The following is a 25719-nucleotide window of genomic DNA, read 5'->3' on the forward strand; positions in this document are numbered from 1 at the left end:
TAGACAATTCTAATCGTTTTCTAATGTTACACGTTTCCGTTCGCGTTATGATTGAAATAGAGAAATGGAATTAATGCGAAAGAGGGACCGTTATGCTGCATCAAATTATGGAGTTCATCTCATCTATAGCCCTGTCACTGGTTGATAAGCTTGGGATCACGGGCATATTATCGGAATGGTGATAGAAAGTGCTTGTATTCCCCTTCCCAGCGAGGTCATTATGCTGACAGGCGGGTTTCTTGTGCATCAAGGTAAATTCCCATTTTGGGAAGTTGTCGCTGCCGGAACTATCGGCAATATCATTGGATCCATGATCATCTTCTGGGTAGGCGCCAGCGGTGCGCGGATACTCCTGGAGAAATACGGTAAATATTTGCTGATTAACCATAAGCATTTGGAACAATCGGAAAACTGGTTTCGGAAATACGGAGAGCGGACAGCATTGATATCCAGAGTTATGCCTTTTGTTCGTACATTCATATCATTGCCCGCAGGTATTTCCGGTATGAATTTCTACAAGTTCATCATCTACACGGCGATCGGATGCCTCGCTTGGAACTTAGGTCTGACCTTTGCTGGATACCAATTGGGTGCAAATTGGAAAAAGGTTGAGAATTTCATTCATCCTGTTACTTATGCAATTATCGCCATCATACTCGTGTTGGTCATGGTTTATGTATGGAAAGCATTTAAGAAAAGATCCACAGGTAATAACCAAAAGCTCGATCAATAGTTAAAATTACAGCTTATATTTTAGCGACTGCTCCCTCTTTCAAAAAAAGGAGTAGTCGTTTTTCTTTTTCCACATCAAAAAACCCGCCATGATGGCGGGTCTGTTCAGACTTAATCTTTTTTAGAAAAGCAGGTCTTTGGAGTAATTCTCTCCCTCAAGCATGTCATACTCCACTAATCTATAATCATCCAGCAGAGCTTTTTGCTCTGGAGTTATTTGAGATATCACTCCGGAAGAGCCAACACGCACACTTTTACTTAGCCCTGGAATCTCAGATTTCACTTTCTCCAGAAGTCTGTAATAAGGAGGCATCTTTTGACCACTCAACTGGAATACCGTAGGTCCAATAAAAGCTGGGCTATGCGTTCCTACGGATTGCTTGCCAATATCAAAGTTCGCCATATACATAAGCTTGGTTTCATGCTTCAGTCGTGGATTGGTGTCCCAGCCGGCCTGTGTATAAATCCCTGCTGACAAAGCTGGGAGATGATCTCCCCAGAAAACAACGATGGTCGGACGTTTGATCGTCTTTAATTGTTCTTTCAAATAGGCAAGTGCTTCATCCGTCAGCTTCGTATCATGCACATAGGTTTCGAGTTCATCCTTATATTCCGGCTGCACTCCATCGACAGTTATGCTGTTTGGACCATTCAAACCTTTAGTGAACGGAAAATGGTTCTGCATGGTCACTAAATGAAGGAATGTAGGCTTATCCGAACTCTTAAGCTCACGGACAGCCTCCTGTACGGCGAACTTATCTGATATATAGCCATTAGGAGTAATTCGCTGTGCATTAGAGAGATCTTTTTCGCTCGTAAACTGATCGAAGCCAAGGATCGGATATACCCGGTTGCGATTATAGAACGTATCGTCAAAGGGATGAAGAGCTTCCGTTTTATATCCTCTCTCTTTAAGAATGCTGACAATGGAAGGCAAAGATGACATCTTAACAATTCTTTGCTGATAAGGGATGGAACCATCCTGCAGAAAATACATCGATAAACCGGTTAAAGCTTCAAACTCTATGTTCGCTGTATTCCCGCCAAATTCAGGAGAAAGAAGAAATCCGCTTGGCGTTGAATTCTGCTCCTGATGAATAAATTTCAACGGATCTTCACTAAAGGTATACGTCGGCAGGCGTGTCGGATCAAAGAAGGCCTCGTCCATCATATACATAATATTAGGTTGTTCAGCAGATCCATTCACGGACGTACGATCCGGCAGCGCGCTGTACTTTTTAGCTATTGCAGCAATGGCCTCTTGGCTGTAGCCTTCCGGCTTCTCCATCAGCTTCTGCTTCAGGTTGCCCGCAAACGCATAGACAAAGCCATTTTGCGCATAATTCACCTTCTGATTCCAAGGAATATTCTGATATTTCATCGATGTGGCCAATGCCGTTTGACTTCCAATCATTTGGAGAAACCCTGTAATGGCGGCAACGGAAATCACCACGATCACGAATCTTAGCGGCAGTTGAATTTTGACTTTGGGCAGCTTAAAAATCAGATACACGAATAGAGCTATCAGAACAATAGCCGCGATTACCGCATACGGCGGGATCATTCCTTTCGTAATTTTGCTCATCTCCTGGGCATTTTTGATCTGATTCAAGTCCCATGGAAAAAGGGGCTCTCCGGTCGTTCCCAATTTCTTATAATTGGCAACAGCAATAATAAAACAGACCACGAATGCAATCAATGCACCCGAATAAACATTGGGAAGAATTACACTAAAAACAAGCAAAACGAAAAAGAAAAAAAGACTGCCTGATATATAAAGCCAGTAATATTGCGAAATCCAGTTAAGCGCACTCCCCATGTTCCTCAACGAAGCGGCTTGCATGATGAAATTAAGAGTAAATCCGCCCAGCAGCAGCAAGAGCAGCACGGCTCCCATCCGCTTTGAAGGCAAAAAAAACTGACGCACCATTATCCTCCCCCATCTCTTCTAGGCGAATAGTATACGACAATTATCTTAAAAACAAATTAAAAATACAATAATTCTTTCACTTAACCAGCAAGTTTTGAACCTTTAAATCATGAAAAGAAGGAATTATGTGAATATTGTCGAAAAATATGTTCTTACATATTGATAGCTATATATTGGCAAAAGGAGCTCGATTCTACAAATGAAGTGGTTAATGCGAATTCAAACAAAACTGGCATTACGGATTGCTATCGTGGTTATGGTAATCATACTTTTATTGTCAGCAGGCTACATCCAGCTGCAAATCAGAAATACAAAAACTGCGGCGAATGATGCGATTACAAGCTATGGCATCCGGATTGCCGAAAGTTATACCAAACTTCTGAATACAGCCACGCTGGAACAATTTTTAAGTCAACCGAAAGAAAATGATCATTATTGGGCGATCCGGGAAGAATTGAACCAGTTCCGTACAGGTATTGGAGCCCTTTATGTATACATTGTAAGGATTGACGACAAACAGCAACCTCTGATTATGATCGATGGACAGCCCAAGGATTCTGACATGGCTTCACCCATCAATGAAGTAACAGATATTCCTGCTGAAGCTATTCAGGATCTGATGAATGGGCAATCAGCAAGCTCTAAGCTTATTGATAATCCACAGTATGGTAAATACATATCCTCCTATGCTCCAATAAAACGAACCGATGGCTCCATCATTGGCGTGTTGGGCATTGATACACAGGCCGATGTAACGGACAGCATCTCAGCAAGCATGATACAGAAGAGCATTCCTTTTTACATCCTGATGATCATCTTCACTTTAGCTGCGATTACACTTATTTTTTGGCTGCTAATCCGCGCGATCCGTCCGCTGAAGTGGATTGCTGCAGGCGCTGAAAATGTTGCAACTGGTGAGTTCGCTGCTGCAAACAGCCTTCTTTTATCGCATCCCGTCAAATCCAAGGATGAGGTTGGATCAATGTACCGTGCCATGGTAACCATGTCCAGTAGTTTGAATGCCATCGTCGGCGGAATTGTCTCGGACATTGCCGGTATGTCCGAACAGCTTGTCGCTTCGTCCGATCGTTTTGCCTATGAAGCAAAAGAGCTGCTTGATATGAATACCCGTGTAAGTGAGACAGCACATCATGTGGCCGGCGGTGCGAGAACACAACGCATCAATTCCGAAGAAGGAGCACGTTCAATGGAAGAGATTTCAGATACGCTTCAGCGTATTTCTGAAGCTTCCGTAAGCGTATCGAATGCATCCGTCAGAGCACTTGAGAATGCAGATCTCGGCAGAGACAAAATTGGACTTATGAACCGTCAGATCATGTCCATATCATCTGCGACCAAAGAAACGGTCAGAAGAGTAGCTATACTGCAGAAGTATTCCTTGCAGATCGAAGGAGCCCTTACCGCAATCTCGGGTGTCGCCAACCAAACAAAGCTCCTTGCGCTTAATGCTTCGATTGAAGCCGCACATGCCGGTGAACACGGCACAGGTTTTGCTGTAGTTGCAAGCGAAGTCAGAAAACTGGCGGAAGAAGCTGCATATTCAACGCAAGAAATTGCATCCCTCCTGCGAAATATCCAGAATGAAACGGTGTTGATTAGTGAGGCGATGGAGAGGGGTTCACTTGAAGTCATCACAGGTACAGGTTTATCAGAAGAAGCAAATGCTTCATTTTCTGATGTAGTTCACTTGTTTAGCGTTGTGAACGAACAAATTCACGATATCTCGGTTTCCACTGAGCAAATGACTGCGAGATCTGAGGAAGTCTCTGCTACTGTCATTGAGATGGCTGGAATAGCAAGCAGCACTTCCGAGCAAATATCCCATATTGGCCATCTAACCGGCAAACAGCTTGATATTGTTCGGTATTTCACGGATTCCGCGGGGGAACTGAGTGAGATGACTCACCGATTACGAGCATCCATTAAACAAATCAGAATATAACTCTTTGGGAAACTTACAAAAAAGGCTGATCTTCGAAATCGAAGAATCAGCCTTTTTGTACTGCAATCCGGATTTCAACCTGCATGTAGCATTACTAGACTAGTATACTCCTCGACCAAAGCATCCGGCAGCAAGAATGATAACCAGCAAAATAAAAAGCACCAAAATCCCGCCAGGATTATGAAAAGCTCCACCTACCTCAGACATCGCCATGCACCTCCTATCAACGATTTCAAGTTATTCTATGAGAGCGTTCAACAAGATGTTTGGTTAAATATACTCGGTTATTCATCCAAATTACACAGATTCATATAACATGCATTTGCCTCTCAATTCCATTTGTCTAATGGGTCTTGATATATTCACAAGCTTGGTTCATGATAACGCCACTCTCTCTGTGCCGCAGCACCTCGGATAATGGGATATAGCTGGTCAAGGATACAGAATCTGAACTGCTCTCCGGTGTGGATACGAGTTAATTATTGAGATTTCAAAAATAAACAAAATAAAGAAATGACGTTACAGAAACAATCTCCTGCAACACCATTTCTTCATTTTATTGATCATAGATATTTATTGTTAATTATTTAAAGTTTTGACATCCGGATCCTGGTGATTCTCAACAAATTTGACAGCTTCATATACCATTCCAGCTGCTTGATCCCTTTTCATCACCTGTTTAGGGTTAAAATTCTGCTGATCATCCAAAGACGTAAGCTTGTAAATCAGGGATCGTTGTATGGTACCTTGGTACGGTGGCGTGATATCCTGCTCATCATGGATTTGTATGAATATTTTAATCAGTGGATATTCACCGGTTTTTTCAATAGCCTGAACCAAATAATACGTAAATTGCTCTTTGGTCATCGGTTGCTGCGGATCGATATCCGCCGGGATATCCAGTCCGTTATAATGCCCGTTGATAAATGCTTGCGCATACCAGGCCTCATTGCTGATCTTGCTGAACAGGCCCTCTGCTTCGGGAGCTTTGTTAAAATCTATACTCGCGAGGCTAAGCTGCATGGAATCCACAATAAGCTTGATTCCCTGTGCATTAGTCAACTCCGCTTGAGGTTTGAATTCCTGATCGCTCACTCCATGCAAAAATCCCTTTTCCTTCAGAGCTTCAATCTGTACCTTATAATTTGTTTGATCCGTATCCTTGAATGTATCAGCTGCAAATATGTGCTGCGGCTGCAGCAGCGTCATTGTCAACATTGCTCCTAATACTGCAATTCCTGCTCTCTTTTTCATGAACCCGCCTCCAGTTGGATGATTTTTCATATATTTTTCTGACGGGTCCAGCATAAAAAAGGTTGCATAATCATAACCCAATCTAAAATTGATATATCGTAAATAGGCCGCAGCCAGGAATCGATATCCTACTTCCGCTTCATGCTCCGAATCAGATTTTTGGTTTCCGGATCGACCCGGAGTGACTCTGTGATTTTTTGCAGTGACTTGTTATAAGTGAAATGATCAATGGAACAGCGCTTTAAGTACGCCATTGTTGGCGTCGGCAGCTTCACATAACATATGGATAATGCCCAGGCCACAGCCATTTTGACATAATATCCATCATGACGTATTGTGTCCAATACTTGAAATACCCGGTCGATGTAGATCTCATCAATAAAATAATTCAGAAGCATCACAATGCCGAATCGAATCTCGTACTCCATCTCTGACTTCAAGTAAGGCTGGAGAAAATCCCATACGGTCTCCTGATTGGTTTTCGCGAATTTAAGACCCGTACAAAAGCTGTCGCATACCGACCAATTATCGATTTTCGGAACAAACAAGGCCGTGTGTTGCAGCTTTTCTTCCACATCTATTTTCGCATATTCAATTAACATGCCCTGAAGCATGATCTCTTCAAAATATTCGCCATCTACTTCCTTCAGATAGGTCCGCCAGTCTTCTTGTACCATTTGCTTGGCGAGCTTGCGCAGTATTGGCAGCCTGACACCGAGTACATTAGAAATATTCGGAATTAATGCAGCCGAAAACTTTTGATACTCAGCATCTGCCAGTTCCCATAATTTCTCCCGTACGATTAATTCCACTGGTATGCTCCTAACCTGTTCACATTCTTGAAAACACAAGTTTACTCATAAGAAATCTTCCATAAATAAAAAGACGCGATTGATCCATGAGGCGTATAACGAAGACGATACTGGTCAAATTGCTTCTTATTAATCGTGTTAAGACCGTACAGCTTCATCATCCCCCTCCGGATCGCAATATCACCCCAACTAACGATATCCGGCCGTTCCAGTGCATGAATCAGCAGCATTTCGGCTGTCCATCGGCCGATTCCTTCAAATGCTGTCAATTCAGAGATAACCTCTTCATCAGTCAAATGGATCATTCCATCCAAATTCACCTCATGATTTACGATACGGCATGCAATTTGATGAATGCATACAGCCTTTTTCATCGTGAGTCCACATGTTTGAATACTTTCCGGAGTATGGACTGATATTACATGCGGTGTTATCCCGCCAAGAAGTCCATGCATCTTGTCCCAAGCCGATTGCGCGGACTTTACGGATATGAGCTGTCCGACAACCGCATAGATTAATGCAGTGAACAGATCCGGCATGATGGTCCGTTCAACCTTCCCCATTCGAGTTATGGCAGCGCCAAGCACCGCATCAGCTTGTTTCAGGTAATCCATTTCCGCTTCGCCATATTTAAAGTAGGAACTCTCAATTGTCATATCGAAGCCCTCTTTCCATACCCTCTGTAAAGGTTTGTGATCAAGGTTCAAAACCCTTTTGACTGATCCAAACATGCTCAGCCGGAAACACCTTTATCATCCGCTCATAGACTCTCTGATAGGCCTGCGGGTGATACCACTCCTCTAACCCGATCGCTTGATATTTCGGCATCATTCCCAAGCTTCGCGTCCGTTTCCCCCCACTTCCATCGCCCATGAAATAATCATCAATGCAAACACGGTCAACGATTGGAAGCAGCTTGGACGGAAATGCCTCACTGCTTGGGAGTACAGGCGCGATGGTCGCTTGTACAGGAACACCAGCCTCCCTCAACAGCTTCAGCGTTCTGAGCCTGGCTTCAATGGAAGGCGTACCCGGCGTAAAATGTTTGCGTATATTTTCGAGATCCGTCTCCACCGTCATACTAACCCGCACCCGGTCACCCAGCTGAAGGAGCAGATCAATGTCTCGTTTGACGAGTGGACTTCTCGTCTGTACCAGCAAAAAATCTGGAGGGTTGCTTGTCATGACTTCGAGCAAGGAACGTGTAATGCCTTCATTTGCCTCAGCCGGCTGATATGGATCTGTGCTTGAGGACATAAAGATCGTAACTGGTCCTTTGCTCTTTGCCCGATAGAGCTCTTTGCGAAACACATCAGCAGCATTCTGTTTAACATCTACCCACGTTCCCCAGGACTGCTGACGAAAGACAGAAACCGGCATCTGCCGTACATAACAATAAGAGCAGCCAAATGAGCAGCCTGTATATGGATTCAAGGAATGACTGTAACCGGACAGGAAACCCGTGCCTTTATTCAGCATAGATTTGGGGTTTTTGTACTCAAGCGTGTATACCATAGAACCTCCTCACGTTGAAAACAGGATGACGTTTATGTGGCATCATGAAAAATGATTCCCAAGCTGTACCTCTTGCCTGCGGTAACCGTACCCACCCCATGACGTAATGTTGCCCGGTAATATCCTCTGGTTCCCTGTACCGGGCGAAACTGGGTAGGAAAAATGACACCTGCACCGCGTTCAAGTCGGATCACATGTCCCCTGCTTTGCGCTCTTGGACGCTGTTCCACAAGCAAAAATTCTCCGCCCTCATAATCTATCTCCTCTTGGGTTAAGGTCAGCAATACCTGAAAGGGGAAGAAAATTTCGCCATACAAATCCTGATGGAGACAGTTATACCCTCCGGCTTCATATTTAAGAATCAATGGAGTTGATCGCTCTTGTCCCGCTTCATGACATTCCTGTAGAAACTCTTGCAGAGAGGCTGGGTAACGGCTTTCCTTGCCAAGCTGCCCGAGCCAGCGGTTAGCTGTCAACGCCAGCTCGGGATAAAAACCTTCACGAAGCTGCTGAAGAATGTCAGGAAGCGGTGACTGAAAATATTTGTATTCACCGGCACCAAATCGGTATCTCTTCATATCTATGGTCTTTCGGTACAAAGACTCTTCCCCATACGAGGCCATGATATTGGAACATTGATCCGGATCCAATATTGGTGGAAAGGTAGCGAATCCCTGTTCATCCAAATTCCGCTGAAGCAGCGTCCAATCCAGCGCAGCCATCCGTTTAGATAATTCTTTATCCATGTTGCACTACCTCATGGGCGCCTTCTGCCTTTTTTTCCAATGCGAGGAGACGTGTCTTCATCTCCATCCCTCCCCTGTACCCGGTGAGCGCCCCGTTTTTCCCGATGACCCGGTGACATGGGACAGAGATCAATACCGGATTTGCTCCGATCGCAGTACCCACTGCTCGAACAGAAGACGGTTTTCCAATGTGATTGGCTATCTCTGAATATGAGCGTGTTTCACCATATGGAATTAAACACAGCGCATCCCATACTGATCGCTGGAACGGAGTGCCTACCAAGTCGAATGGAATGGAAAAACGAACAAGTCCTCCTTCCATATACGCTTTCAGCTCATCGGCATATGGTTCCATGATTACGTCATTACGTTCAAGGGCACTTGACTGATAGTGCTTTCGGATCCACTCTGACATTTCCTCATAAGGCTTATTGGCCGAGCCAACATAACAAAGGCCTTCTGCTGAAGCAGCAATATGCATACTCCAGTCAGTATACTGAAGCAATGACCAATATATCGTGCGGCTTTGATTGGTTTTCACCCATAACACCTCCAAAAACTCTAAATTTTGTTCCTCAAATTTCTTGCTTCCTGTATTCTGCTGGTGTAAGGCCGGTTTTCTTCTTAAATAGCGCGATAAAGTAAGATGTATGAGGAAAACCAACCCTCGTGGCAATCTCTGCAACAGACAGGCTGGAAGTCGACAAATACTCTTGGGCCTTACCGATCCGAATGTTCTGTAAATATTCAGTTGGTGTCATACTCATGATCTTTTTGAAGGTTCTGTGTAAATGATATGGACTGCCGTGACAGACATCAGCCAGAACTTCAAGTGTTAGTACTTCAGCGAAGTTTTTATCCATATATTCCGTCATGATCGCAACCCACTCTCTATCCGGCAGCCGTTCGCCGGTTGGTTTGCAACGTTTACACGGTCGGAATTCCTCTCTTATCGCCTGCTCTGCGTTTTGAAATATTCGTACATTCCCGCGATTTGGCAATTTAGATTTGCAGGATGGTCTGCAAAATATCCCGGTAGATTTGACTGCGTAAAAAAATTTGAAATCATAAGATTCATCATTTTCTGCTATCGCCTGCCACTTCTCATCTGTCAAATGTTCAGCCCCATAAGTCTCCTTCATTTCTGATCACCTCTTCATGGACAGTATACCCTGATTTCCGCTTGGAAGAAGGTTTTTGGGAATAGGAAAGCAAGATTGTGATATTCAGAAGCATCGATTTTCTCGTAAATAAAAACGGGATTCACTCGAAAAGAGCATCCCGTTTTTTCTGATCTATCATTCCCACTCAGGCTTTTATTTGGCAAATCCGAGTTAAACCTGATAGTTATCCCGAATCACTCTCAAATGATGAAGCTCATGTCCAGCGATGATATATGCCCAAGCTCTTGCGGAAGACTCATGGCCGTCAACAATACCCATTCTTGACCAAGCTTCTGTAGGCAGTCCCCGAAGCAAGGCAAGTGTCGATCGGCGAACAAGCTTGTACTCTTCCAGCAGATCCGAAAGACGACAAGCATCAAATGCCGCTCCATTCATCAGATCATCCTGATCATAACCGGACAATGGAGTTTGGTCCCCTCTGGCAATCCGAAGCAGACGATAGCTCATAATCCGTTCATTGTCTGAAATATGACCCAGCACTTCCTTAAGGCTCCATTTCCCAGGTGCATAGCGGTAATTCCCCTGTTCATCCGTTATCTCTGAAAAGAGTTCGCTTGTATAATGAAGGGATTGATCCAGAATATCCGCAATGTCTCCCTCTGGAACCATACTGATATATCTTTCAAAATAAGTATTATACTCATCGCTTGCAGGCCTGAATGACATGGAATCACTCCCCTCAATAAGTTTTCCATAGTATATCATTTTGGGTTATCCGTGTGTATGTAAATTGTTCGTGTCTTAATCATTCAACACTGGACGGAACATAATATCAGATGCAGCCGCAAGTGTGGCATATGAATGAAATTGTTCATTATATTGTTCAATGATGTCCTCAGCGCTTAATCCGCCCTGACTCCAGGTGCTATGAGCATCCTGGACAACGGTTACCTCGTACCCTAACTCGCTTGCACGCTTGGTGGTGGCTTCTACACACATATCCGTTTGAATGCCTGCAATGATAAGGCTCTTGATCCCTCTTTGCCCCAATACTTCCTGCAAATCCGTTTCATGAAAGGAATCCGGCTTGTACTTCTGAATAATGGTCTCACCGCTTTCCGGTGCTATCGCAGGATGAATCTCCCAAGCAGCCGTACCCGATTCCAGTTGTTCGCCAGGCCCTTCATTGTGCTGTACATAAAGCACCGGGACATTGCAGGCTCGTGCTTGATGTATTAAAGATTGGATCTTCTCTAATAGAAGCTCGCCTTGATATACCGGATCTGCTTCCGGAAACATGCCCGCCTGTACGTCAATAACGAGAAACGCAGTATTATTATTCATGGTCTACTCATCTCCTATAAAAGGTAAGATTACTTGCTGTTTCCGATTGATTTGATGTCGCTTGTATCTGAATTATAACAGGAACATGTGTTCCTTGCAATTTCAATATAGAAACACACCTCTCTTCCAAAAGATGCATATTCAGATATGCTCTGGGAAGAATATCCTCGAGGTGTTGATCATGGGATTTATTCAAAACATAAAAGAATTTATGTTCACGCAAGATCACGAAGAAGAGAAAACGACAGTTAAGCCAGAAGAAGAAAAAAGAGAGCCTTCATTAGATCATACTCTACAAGAGTTTAAGGAATGTATGGATTTGGTGCAGCGCACCTACCCGGAATGCAAGATGAATATCGTCTACCTCAACTTTCTGACGGGTATTGACGAGTTAACACAGGAAATTGTACGTCCTTTCTCCAGTGCTTCTGAGGAAGAAGCCAAACAAATCTTGATGCGTTCTCAGTATGTAGAAGTGGACGATGCAAAGGATTGCATCAAAGGGATCCTGGAAGGCAGAGCAGCCATTTTCTTTATGCAAAAAACATTCCTTGTAGACATATCCAACCCTGTTGGCAGGACTATTGCCCAATCCGAAACGGAAACGGTCATCTCGGGTCCGCATGATGGCTTCGTGGAGAATATTTCCCAAAACTTAGGTGTACTCCGTAAAAGAATCAAAAGCTCCCATTTGAAAACCGTCAAGATTCAAGTCGGCGAAATTGCCAAAACGGATGTTGTTTTAGTCTATATTGATCAAATCGCCAACCAGGAATTTGTGGAGATGGTGAAGAAGCGGATTGAAGACATCGAATATGACGCTGTGATGGACTCCAATATGCTTGTCCAGCTGATCGACGAGAATCCCAACTCTATTTTCCCTCAGTTTATGACGACCGAACGGCCTGACGCTATTGCGTCAAAGCTTATCGGAGGAAGAATTGTAGGATTTGTGGATGGCAGTCCGTCGGCGTTCAGCTGCCCTACCAATTTCTTTGATTTCTTCTCATCTCCGGATGATTACTACCAACGCTGGCTGCTTGGGACATCCCTTAGAATTTTGCGGTTCATCGGATTTTTGATCACCATTGGCTTTACCGCCTTCTACGTTTCGGTGACCACCTATCATTATGAGATGATTCCGCATACCATGCTTTTGAATTTAACCGAATCCCGTGCGAAGGTTCCCTTCCCACCTCTGCTGGAAGCACTGCTTATGGAAACCACAATCGAGCTGCTGCGTGAAGCAGGTGCGAGACTTCCGACAAAGGTAGGGCAAACGATTGGCATCGTAGGCGGTATCGTGATTGGACAAGCGGCCGTACAGGCAGGATTTACAAGTAATATTCTGATTATCGCCGTAGCGACCTCAGCGATCGCATCTTTCGTTATTCCAAGCTACATCATGAGTGCATCGATCCGGTTAATCCGGTTTGGGCTGATTATCATGGCAGGTATTTTAGGAAACCTGGGACTCATTATGGGAATTGGGCTTGTGGTAATTCACTTGGCAGGAGTAACCAATCTGGGAACCTCCTATTTAACACCTCTGGCTCCAATGAATTTCACAGACATGCTGGATACCTATATCAGAGGACCATTCTGGGGTTTAAAAACAAGGCCATCGATCGTCAAAACCAAAAATAAGACGACGAATAAAATGCGGAAATAATGGTGAGTTCATTGAAAGAAAAATTAAATGTATTCCACATCACATTACTCATCTACATGACGGAAATGAATATCACCTTATTTAACCTCCCCCGTCTTGTAGCTGAAAACATTGGTACCAACGGTTGGGCAGGGTATTTATTTCTGTCACTTATAGCGACATTCAATATTTTTTTATACAGAATGGTCTACAAAATGGGCAATGGGGCATCTCTCTTTCAAATTTTGGAGACTGCCATTCCTAAAGCCGCTTTGTATCCATTCTATCTTGCGTTGTCACTTTTTTGGATCGTGACTGCATCTTTTATCGGGAAAAATTATTTCCTGATCTTTCAGATGCTTTCGTTTCAAACGACAAATCCGATGTTTATATTCCTGCTGTTCTGCTTGATGGTATTTTGTTTACTCATCAAAAATATCTACAATATCAGCAAAGCAAATACGGTGTTCTTTATCATGACGATATGGACGCTGCTCCTGTCCTTCTATCATTACAGGGATTGGAAAATTGTCCGTTTTACAACCTTTTGGTTTCAGGATGCGGCACAGGGACATTCATTCCACAACTGGACGGAAGTGTATACAACCTTCGTAGGCTTTGAACTCTGTATATTCCTCTTTCCCTATGTGAATAAAAAGAGCAAGCTGTTCAAAGGAGTTTTTCTGGGGCACTGGTTGATCACATTAGCTCTGTTGATCGTACTTATTACGTCTTTCGGTTTTTTCAGCTTTGACCAAATACAGTCTCTACTTTATCCTGTCATTGATCTCCTTGATTTTATTGAAATACCTTTCATCAACCGGATTGAAAATCTGGTTTTCGTTATGTTTATGTTAGGGAATCTGATTACGACCGTGATGTTCTGTTTTGCTGCCCTTTCCACGCTCAGACAAGTATTTCCACGGATGAAGCCTAACCGGATTGAATTTGGTATAGTTTTACTCGTGTTCATTATTGGTTACTTCCCCAAATATCTTGCCCAATCGGAGCTGCTGCTGCGAAAGGTCCTATTTATCGAAATTGGTTTGGCCATTTCGATTCCGATCCTGCTGATTTTGGTGCTTCAATATCTCAAGCTGAAAGGAAAGAAACCCAAAAATGAAGGTTAAGCTGGGATGGCTGACTCTGACACTGACTCTGCTGCTGTTGTTGACCTCTTGCACGGATGAGCATATTTTGGAAAATGCCGGATTCATCCGTACCATAGCTTATGATACAGCTGATAAAGATAGCGATAATCTAATCAGAGTTACGATCAGCATTCCAAAAGCCAATCACCAGGATGCCATCGTATACTCAACCTTAGCTAAATCGGATAAGAATGCAAAGATGTTCTTCGACCGACAAAATAACCGTAAGCTCGTCAACGGACAGCTGCGACAGGTATTGTTCGGTGAAGATCTGGCCAAAAAGGGGATTTGGAAACATCTCGACTCACTGATTCGGGATCCATCTATCGGTACGCGCTTGCATGTTATCGTCGCTGAAGCTGATCCGCAAAACCTGCTGCAACGCAATGATTACCCCCAAGGTCCCACAGCCGGTGAATATATTGACACGCTTATACGCACTGAGGCTAAATCCGGCGAGGTTCCCGAAACGAATTTATATACCTTTTCAAGAGACTTTTACGATGAAGGTATCGATCCGGTAGCCAACATTCTCAAGGAACAAAAGGCCAGCCTGATCATCAATGGCATCGCTCTTTTCAAAGGGGATCAATATGTCGGTAAGATTCAGCCGGAAGAACGGATGTATTTTGGGCTGCTCCATCATAATGTACGGGCAGGCGATTTATATATTGATCTGAAGGAAGATCAGACGGACGGCCAGCAGGCCGCACTGCAGTTTTTAAGCAGCCACCGTAAAGTGGATGTCATATCCTCACAAGGTCTGCTGAATAATAAGCGGTTAAAGGTAGTGCTGCATATCCATCTCAAAGGCTCATTGCTGGAATATATCGGGGATTTGGATATGAAAAAGCAATCCGACCAACGCAAGCTGGAAAGAGAAATGCAGGAAGCCATCCAGGCTAAATGTAAATCTTTGATTCATATGATGCAGGAGCAGCAAACCGATCCACTCGGAATCGGACAATATGTCCGTAATGCAGTTCCCCATGACGTATGGCATAAAATGGACTGGAGGCAGATCTATTCTGATGCCGACATTTCAGTCCGAGTCAACGTAAGAATCAAGGATTACGGCAAGTTATTGCATTAAATGATTTAAAAAAGACCAGGGATGCTCAGCATCCCTGGTCTTCTCTGTTTCTTATTTCTGCTTCCATTCAAGGGGTGCATCTTTGCCCGGGATCACCAAAATGTGGTTCAGAATAAATTGCTTCTGCTGTTCGGAAAGGTCTGAGCTTCGGATCAACTCGTTGATCCGGTTTTCCAGTATATGCATCGTACGCAGAAACACATCCATATCTTGAAGCTGTTCATTCATCCGGCTCATCTCCCTTCGATATGCAAATATATTTGATGAAAGAACGTTTTAATTTTTCCAAACATTCGTAATCGGTTCTGCTGTAGAACTTTTGCCAAGATACGGTAAATGGTATAATTCTTCCAGCATGCGGAGCACACTTAAATGCGTAATCTTTTGGTTGAGTTTTGCTTGGCGGACATGTTCCCCCACCATTATGGTTGGAATATGATTTCTGCTCCCATAATCATCTTCATCCCAAGTGAGGATAAACAGGCTGTTATGTGTTTTAGCCCATTCCAGATAAGGAGCAAGATTCTTTTTTAACCAGTCGTCTGCAGCTTGGATCGTGCCGTCGTGCATATCATGGTCCAGATTAGGAATCACAAACGAAACCGTCGGAAGCTTGTTGTAATCCGATGGAAAGCTTGCCATTGTCATATTGGCCGATGTCGGAACATTGGTAAAGTTCACCCACGGACTGTGCTTTCTACCATACTGTTTATGAGTACAAACGGTTGAACCGGTGGAAGGCAAATCCTCTGAAAATCCGCCAAAAGTATATTTGGCTTTAATCAGCTCACTCGCCAAATTGGGTGTCTTCAATATATGACCGCATGAGTCGCTGCGTATTCCCTGGTTCGAACCGGAAAAGAGTACAAGGTAGTTAGGCTGGCTTGGATGATCAGTGGCGTACGACTGCGTGAAATATGCGCCTTGATTGACCAATCCGTTTATATATGGAGCGGAAGGATTACCGATAATTTTTTGCTCGGAATGGTTCTCTTCCACTACAATGACCACATGATCCGGAGAAGCTGCCCCCTGTTTCTTCATTTGGACAGATTGGCTGTCGGACTTGGATGTTATAGCCTCTCGCTGTGAAGAATCTTTTGAAGGCTGCTCGCTCTGTCTTGCGTTTTGTTCATCGTTTGCTCTCCCACCCTGCAGGCTTGTACAAGAACAAAGTAAAAAAAGCAATAATATTACCAGCGGTGGTTTTCGAAACATACCATCACTTCCCTTGCGCGGCCGTTTGTTGATCCTTATTCGTATGCCGTGGCCAGATTTTCGTTTCATATTTCTCATAAAACACGATACAAGCATTTAATGAGCGGGAAACAAAGCCATTTTGTTTCATCACGAGATGTACACCTGAGGCAACCAGAATGCCAATCAGCGCTCCGCCAAGAACATCCGTTGGATAATGCACGCCCGTCCACACTCTAGAGAACGCGATAAGAGCCGCCAATATCAACCAGACGATGCCGTCCTTCTTGCGGTACATGCCAATGGCTGCTGCTATAACAAAAGCGCCCAGCGCGTGGTCACTCGGAAAGGACGCATTAGCCGCGTGGTCAATCAGCTGCAGAACTGTATGCGTCACGAAAGGACGATCCCGGTAAAAAAGATGTCCGATTATCCAGCTGATTGCCAGACCAGCGCATGCTGCTATAACAGATTCCGCTACCATTCTGCGGTTTTTCTCATTTCTTATAAACCAATAAACCAATAAACCAATGAAAAACAGGTAAAAAGCATCTTTGGCCAAAAATTGCATGACCGGATTTAAAAAAGAAACCGATTTCCCCCATTCATTGATGGTATGAAACAACTGATAGTCTATCTGACCGATACTCATATTCATTCTCCTTCTGTAGGTTCTCATCTGCCTTGAAACCGGCTGCTCTCACCTTACAGCAGAAAAATGAAAAAATAATGAGAATTTCTTTTAACTTTTTTCACTTTAGTCTTTTACCATGGCCGGAAACGTCAACGTCACCCGGGTACCTTCATCCTCTACACTCGTCATGTTGATCTCCCCTTGATAATGCTGCACCAGGTTTCTGGCGATCGACAAACCCAAGCCTGTCCCCCCGATTTCCCGGTTACGGGCTTTGTCAACCCGATAGAAACGGTCAAACACATACTGGAGCTCTTCCGATGGTATGCCGATTCCATGATCCTGAACCGATATGGTCATCTTGCCATTGTTCATGCGGGAGTCGATGTGTACATGTTTGTCATTGTCTGAATATTTGACGGCATTTTCAATCAGAATGAGCATGATTTGCTCCAAATGCAGCGGATTTATTTTCACCCAAAAGTCCCGCTGGTTCAATGTCATGACAAAATGAAATTCGGGGTGAAGGGTCTCCATCCGCTTTACGGATTGAACCAGAAACGGCTCGATCTGAATATAATCCAAATGATCCGGTAATGATTGGGTTTCGGTTCTCGTTAGAGTTAGCAGCTCCTGCACAAGGCTTTTCAAACGGCGGACTTCATGCAAGGAAGCAGTAAGCGATTCATCAAGCACGACAGGATCTTCTTTTCCCCAGCGGTTCAATAAATTCAAATGGCCTTCCAGGATCGTAAGCGGAGTGCGAAGTTCATGTGAGGCATCATCCACGAATTGCTTTTGCTGGCGGAACGACATTTCCAGCTGATCCATCAGCTCATTAAACAAACGGGCAAGCTCGGAAAACTCATCACCGTTTTCGATATTGACGACGCGTTCCTGCAGTCCATTTTCTTTTACATTCTGGATTGTTCCTGCAAGTGCCTTGACCGGACGTAAAAACTGCTTGGCAATAGCCCATCCGCTAATCACACTAACACATACGGCCAGAATCCCCCCAATGACCATGACCCACAATAACGTATCGTTAAAATGGTCAAAGGTCTCCAAATTACTCGCAATTTCTAGGGTACCCTGTTCAGACGCAGTGCTGAATGGACTTCGGTATACCAGAATATGATCTTCTTCATGCCGTACTGTCTGCAGCTGCTTCTCCATCACTTGCTCCGGTTTGATCCATTCGGGCTTAAAGTGGTTAGTGACTGACAACAGCTCCGTACCGTCTAGGTCTATAATGCGTATCATCTGATTCTTTCCCAGCATATTTCGCATATAGGATTTCGTTTCTGGCAGCTGAAAGGATTCCGCTGAGTTTGTTTTATCCTGTACATATTCCTGGACCTGAGACATCATGGTATGAACGGCATCCTGCTCCTGTTTCAACATCCAATGCTTCAGCACCAGATACTGAGCAAAATTATACGTTGCAAACACAAGAAAAATAAGCAGCGCCGCTCCTATCATCAGCTTCCAAATCACAGGCAGTCTCTTCAGCATTCGAATTATTTTTTTCATCATCGCATCACATATCCCATGCCGCGTACCGTCTGGATAATGCTCTCTTCTCCCGGCGCATCAAGCTTATTTCTCAAATATCTCACGTAGACATCGACCACATTGGTCTCCACCATCGAGTCGTAACCCCAAACCAGATCCAGCAGCATATCTCTGGTCTGCACCAGGTTCGGATGCTTAATGAATACTGCCAGAAGATCAAACTCACGTTTGGTAAGCTCAACGGGTACACCGCTGCGTGTCACTATTCTTGCATCCATATCGATCGTAACCTCCCGGAACGTGAGTATCGAATGGCTTTGGCGGTCCGCCATTTCGATACGGCGGAACAGCGCGCGCATACGGGCCAGAAGTTCCTCGATATCGAAGGGTTTAGCTATATAATCATCTGCCCCACTGTCCAGACCTGATACCCGATCCTCCAGCCGGTCTCTGGCCGTGAGCATGATCACCGGTGTTCTCTTCATGGTGCGAATTCTGCGGCACACCTCAATCCCGTTCAGCCCGGGAAGCATAATATCCAGTAATATCAGATCCCACTCTTCAGACAAGGCCAGCTGCAGTCCGCTGTTACCGTCATAAGCTTCTTTTACATAAAAATGTTCATGTTCCAGCTCTAATTGAATAAAGCGGGCCAGACTCTTTTCATCTTCTATAATTAATATCCGTTTCATCATAATTCTCCTTTGCAGCAGTACTACGATCCCATTATAAAAGAAAAATATGAAAACTCGATGAGAAATCTTTCGAGCTGCGTTTGAGATCACAATAGCTCAAAACCCAAAACGACGCTCACATTGTATATTAGTCTTGGCAAACAAGTTTTGTCTAAACAAAAAAGCAACCCTCCTTAGAAAAGAGAATTGCCTTTGGAAAATGGATATTAATATCTGTGTGTCTTCATTGGGATCAGCAGGCTCACTGTTTAGACAGCCTCCGTATCCTTCAATCTGCGGAAACGTACATTCACGAGAAGAATGCTGGCGAGAATCAGCGTGAGTCCAATCAGCAGGTTCAGCGATACATGTTCATTCAGGAACAACACACTTGTAAAAATGGAGACCAGTGGAATCAGAAACGTATAGGATCCAACCTTGCTCGCTTCTCCTTCGTGGATCAATTTGAAATAAACGAACCACCCGAGTGCAATGACGAATATAGCGATAAACACCGTGTCCGCAATAAAAGAAGAATTCCAGACTATGGCTGACCAGTCTTCCATCCCTGAACCCGCAACCAGCAGGATAATGCCGCCAATTGTAATTTGCATCGCAGTGAGCCAGAGCGAATCCACTTTATGTCCAATCTTCTTAACATAAACGGTTCCAAGTGCCCATGTAACTGCGGTAATGATCGCTAGAACAATGCCGACCGGGGATATTTTGCCCGTAAGACCGCCTGCACTCATCGTAGCCACCCCCACAAAACCAATCATCAGACCAAGCATTTTCTGCCGTGTCATGCTCTCCCCCAGCCATAGCCAGGAGAAGAGCCCCAGCAGCACCGGCTGCAAAAAGACGATGGCCGAGAATAATCCGGCTGGCGTATATTGAAGACCGATGGTTTGAACGCCATAGTACAGCACGATGCTAAGTAATGCAGACAAGACATATACTGGCCAGTTCCGGCGGAACTGCAGCTTTTTATATCTCGGAAGAGCTACGATTACAAGCAGTAGACCGCCGATTAAAGCGCGGAGTCCAGCAAATAGCACGGGCGGTGTATATTGTAACGCGAACTTGGACAAGGGCCAGTTAATTCCCCATACCAAAATAAGAAACACAAGAAGAAATATAGTTTTATTTTGCTGACGCATCTGACTTCACTCCCTGTAACGATCATAGACATGGAGAAAATTATACGCTCATATGTCAGATGCGTCATGTGTTTTTTCTGAAAGCGTTATTTACATACAGTCATTTTACTTCACTCCATTGTACACAAAGGCCTTGATAATATGGCGCTGCGACAGGAAAAACGCGACCAGAATCGGTGCCACAAGGATAAGGTTACCCGCCATTAAAATATTCCAGGTTCCCACGCCCTCTACCTCGCGTATCTTGGCAATACCGATAGGCAATGTCCTTGCAGCTTCATTGGTAGTCATGACAAGCGGCCAGAAGTAATCATTCCAATGCGCAATAAAACTGAACAATGCGAAAGTAACGAGTACGGGCTTCACCATAGGAACCATGATCCGGACAATGATTTTCCACTCTGCCGCCTGATCCAGTCTGGCCGCTTCCAGCAGTTCATCCGAAATCTGGCGGAACGCCTGCCTCAGCAGAAAGATCCCGAAGGCGCTCGATGCAAAAGGCAAAATGAGTCCCAGATGCGTATTCAGCAGCTTGAAGGCACTGAGCTCCAAATAGACCGGCAGGAAGATAAGCTGATTGGGTATCATGAGTGTGACCATAACAACGCCGAATAAAAAACCTGAACCGTTAAACTTATACCTTGCAAATGCATAAGAAGCCGGGATGATCGTCAGCATCTGCAGGATCAATATACTTACGGAAATCATAACGCTATTCGTTAAATAATGCAGGAACGGCCCCGTATTCCAGGCTTCAATGTAGTTGCTCCAGACGGGATGCTGCGGTATCCAGACCGGTGGAAAAATCATCGTCTCCGGCAGCGTCTTCAGCGATGTGGAGAGCATCCAGACAAAGGGCATTGCAAAAATTAATATCAAAAGCAAAAGCCCTGCAGAATTAAGCAGCCTTAGTATAAAAGTCACCAGTTTTCGCAAAAAAGCTTGTTTGGATCTGATCCCGATCAAAGGATTGCCTGCGGCAGATCCGATGGGGTGACCCTCCATTGTACGGTTTGCTGCTTTCAATTCGCCTCACCTCTTCCTAACGGTAATGAACCCGGTTCGATAGCAGTTTAAAATAGATAATAGTCAGAATCCCAACAATGCATAGCAGGATAACCCCCGCTGCGGATGCATACCCAATTTTGAAAAACCGGAAGCCGTACTCGTAAATGTAGTACACCAGTGTATTGGTCGAATTAACCGGACCGCCTTGGGTCATGATCGCGATCGTTTCAAATACCTGAAAGGATCCGATCATGTTAATAATGACCAGAAAAAAGATCGTTGGCGACAGCATGGGCATAATCAGCTTGGTAAACGTTGTCCAGGGTCTGGAGCGGTCGAGGGAAGCTGCCTCATAGATATCTGCAGGAATGCTCTGCAAACCGGCAATGAAAACCAGCGTGTTATACCCTAGGCCTTTCCATACGGCAACCATAACCAGCGAGATCAGCGACGTGCTCGGATGAGACAGCCACTGCAGCTTACCGAAACCGAACAGACCGATGACCCAGTTCAGCAGGCCATATTCAGGATCCATCAGCCAGCTCCAGAGCAGCGAAATGGATACGAGCGAAATAATATGCGGACTAAATATCGCACCCTGTACGACTCCATAAAAGAAATTCCCTCTGTTAAGCCACAGTGCCAGCAGCAGGGATAATCCCGTTGTTAACGTGACTGTCAAAATGGTATATAAGGTCGTATTCGTAAGCACCTGCCGAAATTCCGGCTCGGTTAAAAGTTCCACAAAGTTTTGAATGCCTACGAATGCTTTCGTGGGGCTGACAAAGTTCCAATCGAACATACTCAAGTAAATCATGTAGAATATCGGGTAAATGAAAAACATTGAAAAGATAATGATGGCCGGGGCAACCATACTGTAAGGACGAAGCTTATGCCACACGGTCATACCAGAACGCCTCCAGCGACCAATTCCCTACCGGGTATCACGGCATCAAATACCCTGTCGCCATCCGAACTGAAATAGAAAAGCTGGTCATAGGGAACCACAACTTTCACATGATTCGCTCCTTCCAGAGGCTTAAGGAACGTTTTGACGAAAAACAAGCCCGCCTGCGACCGGATCTGATAAATATTCTCTGCTCCCAAGCTTTCGCGGATAAGAATCTCACCTTGCAGAACAAGGCCCTCTGCCTGATCGTCAGGATTTAAGAGTCCTTGCTCCGGGCGAAAGCCTATGTATTCGACGGGACTTTCCGAGCGGACATCCAGTCCCTTCATATCCTGCAGCATCATCGTATTCATGGCCGGAGTTCCAATAAATTGGGCGGTGAATAGATTCTGAGGATTTTGATATAGCCTCATGGGAGAATCTGCTTGCTGAATGACCCCTTTGTTCATCACGACGATTTCATCCCCCATCGACATGGCTTCCACCTGGTCATGTGTAACGTAGACAAAGGTGGTTCCCAGCCTTTTGTGAAGCTGAATCAGCTCCGTTCTCATCTGATTACGCAGCTTGGCATCCAGATTGGACAACGGTTCATCGAGAATAAACACCTTCGGTTTCTTGACCATCGCCCTTGCGAGCGCTACACGCTGGCGCTGCCCTCCAGAGAGGCTCTGCGGCTTCTTATCCAGGTATGGAGCAAGTCCAACAATCTCCGAAATATCCTTTACCAGCTTCTCACGCTCATTTCTTGAAACTCGCTTGTTCTTAAGACCAAATTCAATATTTCCACGTACCGTCATGGTAGGATATAAGGCATAATTTTGAAAAACCATGGCAACGTCTCGCAGCCCCGGAGGTGTGTCATTGACGCATCGATCATCAATCCAGATTTCACCGCTTGTTTGCTTCTCCAGACCAGCCACCATACGCAATGTGGTTGACTTTCCGCAGCCCGATGGCCCGACCAGAACAGTGAACGAACCGTCCTTGATATCCAGATTCAAGTTTTCAATGATCATGTCATCCTTAAACTTCTTGCTGATCTGCTTCAGTTGGATTTGTGCCATCCGTTGTTCTCCTCCTTAGTTTGCTATCATTGACTGCCCGAATGAGCTGCTCTAATTCATCGAGAGTTGTCAGCCGTATGTCCCAGGATTCCGTATCATGGCTCACATAAGGGGATATGAAGCAGGTTCGGCCGCCCATTCTCTTGACCGGATACAGATCATTCCACGGATTGTCTCCAATCGACAGAATCTCATGGGCACCATACCCTTCCTCCAGCAGGGAGGACAGATAATTCTCCATCCCCGCCGGCTTTTCCGCCCCGCAAATCACTTCCTCAAAAATATGATGAATCTGCAAATAATTCAAAAATTCGATCCCTGACTCCAGATGCGTATTCGTCATTAGCACTTTTTTGCTCAGATCCAGCTCTTCTATGGCTTGAAACAATCCTCTGTGAGTGGCGAGCTGATGCGGGGCAATTAGCATTTCATTGCGCACCCTGTTGAAAGCGTGCTGCAGCTTATCATCCGGCAGTTTATAGTGCTGAGAGATTACAGCTGCAATGCCCCACGGGTCACCAATATGGACCAAATCCGGAGCGGGGATGGAGTCATATCTCTTCGCCGGATCTTGAATGGCATCCCCTTCCCATGTATAGCCCTTAATAGAGCCGTCCTCTAGCCGATTCAGTATCACGTGATCCCTGGAATGATAGAAATGACCGAAGCCAAAGGGATGTTCTCCAGTTAAAATGGCGTTTCCCGTCTTCACTGTTGACGCCGTATTTGCTTCATGCTCTGTTCCTTCCAGCAAATAACGGATATACCGCTCCATGAACGTATCGTCCTGGTACAACGTCCCGTCCATATCGAAAATAATGATTTTAATCTCCGCGAGCCAGTTGTTGTTTTTCATATCTCGTATCCTTTCTATTTGCCCAGCAGCTTGTTCGCTTTCTCCGCCGCTTGATTCAGAGCATCCTGCGGAGTGGTCTTCGGATCAATGATTGCCTTTTGTATCGCATCGGAAAGAATTTTGGCAATCTCCGGATAAGCATTCTCCATGGGACGTGGTCTTGCATATTCCAATTGATCCACAGCGACTTTATATTGCGGATATTGCTTAAAATGCTCCTGCAGCTCTTCGCTCTCAACGGCTGAGGTACGCGTTGGCAAGTAGCCGACATGTTTATGCTGATAAATCGTATTTTCTTTGGAGGTCATCCATTTGATAAACTCCCAAGCTGCTTCCTTCTCTTCAGCCGTGCTTTTCGATGTCATCACGAGCTGACAGCCGCCTGTGGGAACCCCGTAATCCTTGTTTGCAGGCATAAATGCGGTTTGCAGTTCAAACCCGTTGCCATTGGCAATTTCCAGGCTTTCTGATACGCCCGCAGTCGATCCGAACTTGAAGGCGGATATTTGATTCGCCCAATCCTTGTTCGCGGAAGCACCTGCTTCATCGCCAACAGGCATTTTAATCAGCCCTTCGCTGGAGAGCTTCTTCCAAAACTCAACCGGAGCCATACCTGCCGCGTCGTTAAAAGCTGCCTTTTTGCCGTCATCGCTCAGCATCTGGCCACCGCTTTGAGCCACCAACGCTTCGTAATACCAGATGTCTACCGGAACAGTCATTCCAACCTTGCCTTTATCCTTCAGTACGCGGGAATATTGTTCCAGCTCCTCCCATGTCTTTGGACCGGCAGGATCAAGACCGGCATTTTTAAGCATGGTCACATTTTTATACATAATCGGTGTACTGCGCATAAAGGGCAGTCCGTACAGCTTGCTATCCACATAAGCATTTCCCATCAGACCAGGGATGAAATCATCCAGCTTCAGCTGCGCTTTGTCTTTCTCTGCATAGGCCGTCAGTTCTTCCAGCATGCCGGAATGGGCGAACACCCCCGTCGAGGCAATCTCCAGATCGGTTACTGCAGGAGCGTTGCCAGCGGCAAAAGCAGCCTGGACTTTGGCATGAAGATCATCATAACTGCCCTGATGCTCGGCCACGACTTCATATTTGTCCTGGGATTCGTTGAATGTCTTGACCATATGCTGCTTGGCTTCCTCAATCTTGTCTCCATAGGCGTACCAATACTTAATAACGATTTTTTTTGATGACGCAGCCGCTTCAGCTTTCGCTTCGCTATTGGCGCTGTCTGTACCCCCACCTGAACCACAGCCTGCCAAAGCACCCACCATCATAGCTGTAAGCGTAAGAGCCGTTAACTTTTTCTTTAACATACCCATTCCTCCACTCTCTCTTTTGTGTAAACCCATCCCGGCAGGAAGCATG

26 protein-coding genes are annotated in these 25719 nt (G+C 45.0%); 5 read left to right on the top strand and 21 right to left on the bottom strand.

The features are described 5' to 3' along the window. Positions 1–241 precede the first annotated feature (241 nt). On the top strand, positions 242–733 hold the full coding sequence (locus KJS65_RS09785; RefSeq protein WP_244864458.1) for a DedA family protein: 492 nt from the start codon (positions 242–244) through the stop codon (positions 731–733). A 120-nt stretch (positions 734–853) separates the two neighbouring features. On the opposite strand, the gene KJS65_RS09790 is transcribed toward KJS65_RS09785, so the two are convergent. Then, complete coding sequence (locus KJS65_RS09790) at positions 854–2662, bottom strand: LTA synthase family protein (RefSeq protein ID WP_213649655.1); 1809 nt, start codon at positions 2660–2662, stop codon at positions 854–856. Between the two features lie 199 nt (positions 2663–2861). Between KJS65_RS09790 and KJS65_RS09795 the strand changes: the two genes are divergently transcribed. Beyond that, positions 2862–4625, top strand: a complete 1764-nt coding sequence (locus KJS65_RS09795; RefSeq protein WP_213649656.1) for a methyl-accepting chemotaxis protein — start codon at positions 2862–2864, stop codon at positions 4623–4625. Positions 4626–5204: 579 nt separating this feature from the next. On the opposite strand, the gene KJS65_RS09800 is transcribed toward KJS65_RS09795, so the two are convergent. The 9 genes from KJS65_RS09800 to KJS65_RS09840 all read right to left on the bottom strand — a co-directional run bounded on the left by KJS65_RS09800 (position 5205) and on the right by KJS65_RS09840 (position 11420). Next, positions 5205–5879 carry an S-layer homology domain-containing protein gene (locus tag KJS65_RS09800; protein ID WP_213649657.1) on the bottom strand — a complete coding sequence of 225 codons (675 nt, stop codon included), beginning with the start codon at positions 5877–5879 and terminating at the stop codon, positions 5205–5207. 128 nt (positions 5880–6007) lie between these two features. Continuing rightward, the gene (locus KJS65_RS09805; RefSeq protein WP_213649658.1) at positions 6008–6691 is read right to left on the bottom strand and encodes a DNA alkylation repair protein; all 684 of its coding nucleotides are present in this window, start codon (positions 6689–6691) and stop codon (positions 6008–6010) included. Positions 6692–6732: 41 nt separating this feature from the next. Next, positions 6733–7347 carry a DNA-3-methyladenine glycosylase family protein gene (locus tag KJS65_RS09810; protein ID WP_213649659.1) on the bottom strand — a complete coding sequence of 205 codons (615 nt, stop codon included), beginning with the start codon at positions 7345–7347 and terminating at the stop codon, positions 6733–6735. Positions 7348–7387: 40 nt separating this feature from the next. Then, complete coding sequence (locus KJS65_RS09815; protein WP_213649660.1) at positions 7388–8206, bottom strand: SPL family radical SAM protein; 819 nt, start codon at positions 8204–8206, stop codon at positions 7388–7390. A 32-nt stretch (positions 8207–8238) separates the two neighbouring features. Further along, on the bottom strand, positions 8239–8952 hold the full coding sequence (locus KJS65_RS09820) for a 2OG-Fe(II) oxygenase (RefSeq protein WP_213649661.1): 714 nt from the start codon (positions 8950–8952) through the stop codon (positions 8239–8241). Continuing rightward, the gene (locus KJS65_RS09825) at positions 8945–9493 is read right to left on the bottom strand and encodes a methylated-DNA--[protein]-cysteine S-methyltransferase (protein WP_213649662.1); all 549 of its coding nucleotides are present in this window, start codon (positions 9491–9493) and stop codon (positions 8945–8947) included. The genes KJS65_RS09820 and KJS65_RS09825 overlap by 8 nt, the downstream gene beginning before the upstream one ends. A 34-nt stretch (positions 9494–9527) precedes the next feature. Then, complete coding sequence (locus KJS65_RS09830) at positions 9528–10094, bottom strand: bifunctional transcriptional activator/DNA repair enzyme AdaA (protein ID WP_213649663.1); 567 nt, start codon at positions 10092–10094, stop codon at positions 9528–9530. A 192-nt stretch (positions 10095–10286) separates the two neighbouring features. Then, positions 10287–10802: a DinB family protein gene (locus tag KJS65_RS09835; protein WP_213649664.1), complete on the bottom strand. Its 516-nt coding sequence runs from the start codon at positions 10800–10802 to the stop codon at positions 10287–10289. A 75-nt stretch (positions 10803–10877) separates the two neighbouring features. Continuing rightward, positions 10878–11420, bottom strand: a complete 543-nt coding sequence (locus tag KJS65_RS09840; protein ID WP_213649665.1) for a cysteine hydrolase family protein — start codon at positions 11418–11420, stop codon at positions 10878–10880. 181 nt (positions 11421–11601) lie between these two features. Here KJS65_RS09840 and KJS65_RS09845 point away from each other — a divergent pair, with 181 nt between their 5' ends. From KJS65_RS09845 to KJS65_RS09855, 3 genes are read left to right on the top strand one after another with little or no spacing between them, the layout of a single operon-like run. Further along, entirely contained in the window at positions 11602–13092 is a 1491-nt protein-coding gene (locus KJS65_RS09845; RefSeq protein ID WP_213649666.1) for a spore germination protein, read from the top strand. A gap of 11 nt (positions 13093–13103) precedes the next feature. After that, complete coding sequence (locus KJS65_RS09850; protein ID WP_213649667.1) at positions 13104–14201, top strand: GerAB/ArcD/ProY family transporter; 1098 nt, start codon at positions 13104–13106, stop codon at positions 14199–14201. After that, a complete protein-coding gene (locus tag KJS65_RS09855) occupies positions 14191–15315 on the top strand; it encodes a Ger(x)C family spore germination protein (RefSeq protein ID WP_213649668.1) in 1125 nt (374 codons plus the stop codon). The genes KJS65_RS09850 and KJS65_RS09855 overlap by 11 nt, the downstream gene beginning before the upstream one ends. Positions 15316–15366: 51 nt before the next feature. Here the strand turns inward: KJS65_RS09855 and KJS65_RS09860 are convergent, their stop codons facing one another. The 11 genes from KJS65_RS09860 to KJS65_RS09910 all read right to left on the bottom strand — a co-directional run bounded on the left by KJS65_RS09860 (position 15367) and on the right by KJS65_RS09910 (position 25667). Beyond that, complete coding sequence (locus tag KJS65_RS09860) at positions 15367–15543, bottom strand: hypothetical protein (RefSeq protein ID WP_213649669.1); 177 nt, start codon at positions 15541–15543, stop codon at positions 15367–15369. Positions 15544–15591: 48 nt separating this feature from the next. Continuing rightward, positions 15592–16533: an alkaline phosphatase family protein gene (locus KJS65_RS09865; RefSeq protein WP_244864459.1), complete on the bottom strand. Its 942-nt coding sequence runs from the start codon at positions 16531–16533 to the stop codon at positions 15592–15594. Positions 16534–16537: 4 nt separating this feature from the next. Further along, the gene (locus KJS65_RS09870) at positions 16538–17164 is read right to left on the bottom strand and encodes an undecaprenyl-diphosphatase (RefSeq protein WP_213649670.1); all 627 of its coding nucleotides are present in this window, start codon (positions 17162–17164) and stop codon (positions 16538–16540) included. Between the two features lie 105 nt (positions 17165–17269). Further along, the gene (locus KJS65_RS09875) at positions 17270–18682 is read right to left on the bottom strand and encodes a HAMP domain-containing sensor histidine kinase (RefSeq protein WP_213649671.1); all 1413 of its coding nucleotides are present in this window, start codon (positions 18680–18682) and stop codon (positions 17270–17272) included. After that, positions 18679–19353 (bottom strand): response regulator transcription factor, encoded by a 675-nt coding sequence (locus tag KJS65_RS09880; RefSeq protein ID WP_280531325.1) that lies wholly within the window; start codon positions 19351–19353, stop codon positions 18679–18681. The genes KJS65_RS09875 and KJS65_RS09880 overlap by 4 nt, the downstream gene beginning before the upstream one ends. 251 nt (positions 19354–19604) lie before the next feature. Further along, positions 19605–20495 (bottom strand): DMT family transporter, encoded by an 891-nt coding sequence (locus KJS65_RS09885; protein WP_213649673.1) that lies wholly within the window; start codon positions 20493–20495, stop codon positions 19605–19607. 105 nt (positions 20496–20600) lie between these two features. Then, entirely contained in the window at positions 20601–21521 is a 921-nt protein-coding gene (locus KJS65_RS09890; protein ID WP_244864460.1) for a carbohydrate ABC transporter permease, read from the bottom strand. A 16-nt stretch (positions 21522–21537) separates the two neighbouring features. Further along, positions 21538–22410, bottom strand: a complete 873-nt coding sequence (locus KJS65_RS09895) for a carbohydrate ABC transporter permease (protein ID WP_213649674.1) — start codon at positions 22408–22410, stop codon at positions 21538–21540. Beyond that, on the bottom strand, positions 22407–23480 hold the full coding sequence (locus tag KJS65_RS09900) for an ABC transporter ATP-binding protein (RefSeq protein WP_213649675.1): 1074 nt from the start codon (positions 23478–23480) through the stop codon (positions 22407–22409). Before KJS65_RS09900 ends, KJS65_RS09895 begins: the two co-directional genes overlap by 4 nt. Continuing rightward, positions 23440–24336 (bottom strand): HAD family hydrolase, encoded by an 897-nt coding sequence (locus tag KJS65_RS09905; RefSeq protein WP_213649676.1) that lies wholly within the window; start codon positions 24334–24336, stop codon positions 23440–23442. The genes KJS65_RS09900 and KJS65_RS09905 overlap by 41 nt, the downstream gene beginning before the upstream one ends. A 14-nt stretch (positions 24337–24350) precedes the next feature. Further along, on the bottom strand, positions 24351–25667 hold the full coding sequence (locus KJS65_RS09910; protein WP_244864461.1) for an ABC transporter substrate-binding protein: 1317 nt from the start codon (positions 25665–25667) through the stop codon (positions 24351–24353). Between the last annotated feature and the right edge of the window lie 52 nt (positions 25668–25719).

Source organism: Paenibacillus sp. J23TS9 (assembly GCF_018403225.1).
Lineage (GTDB): Bacteria > Bacillota > Bacilli > Paenibacillales > Paenibacillaceae > Paenibacillus_AQ.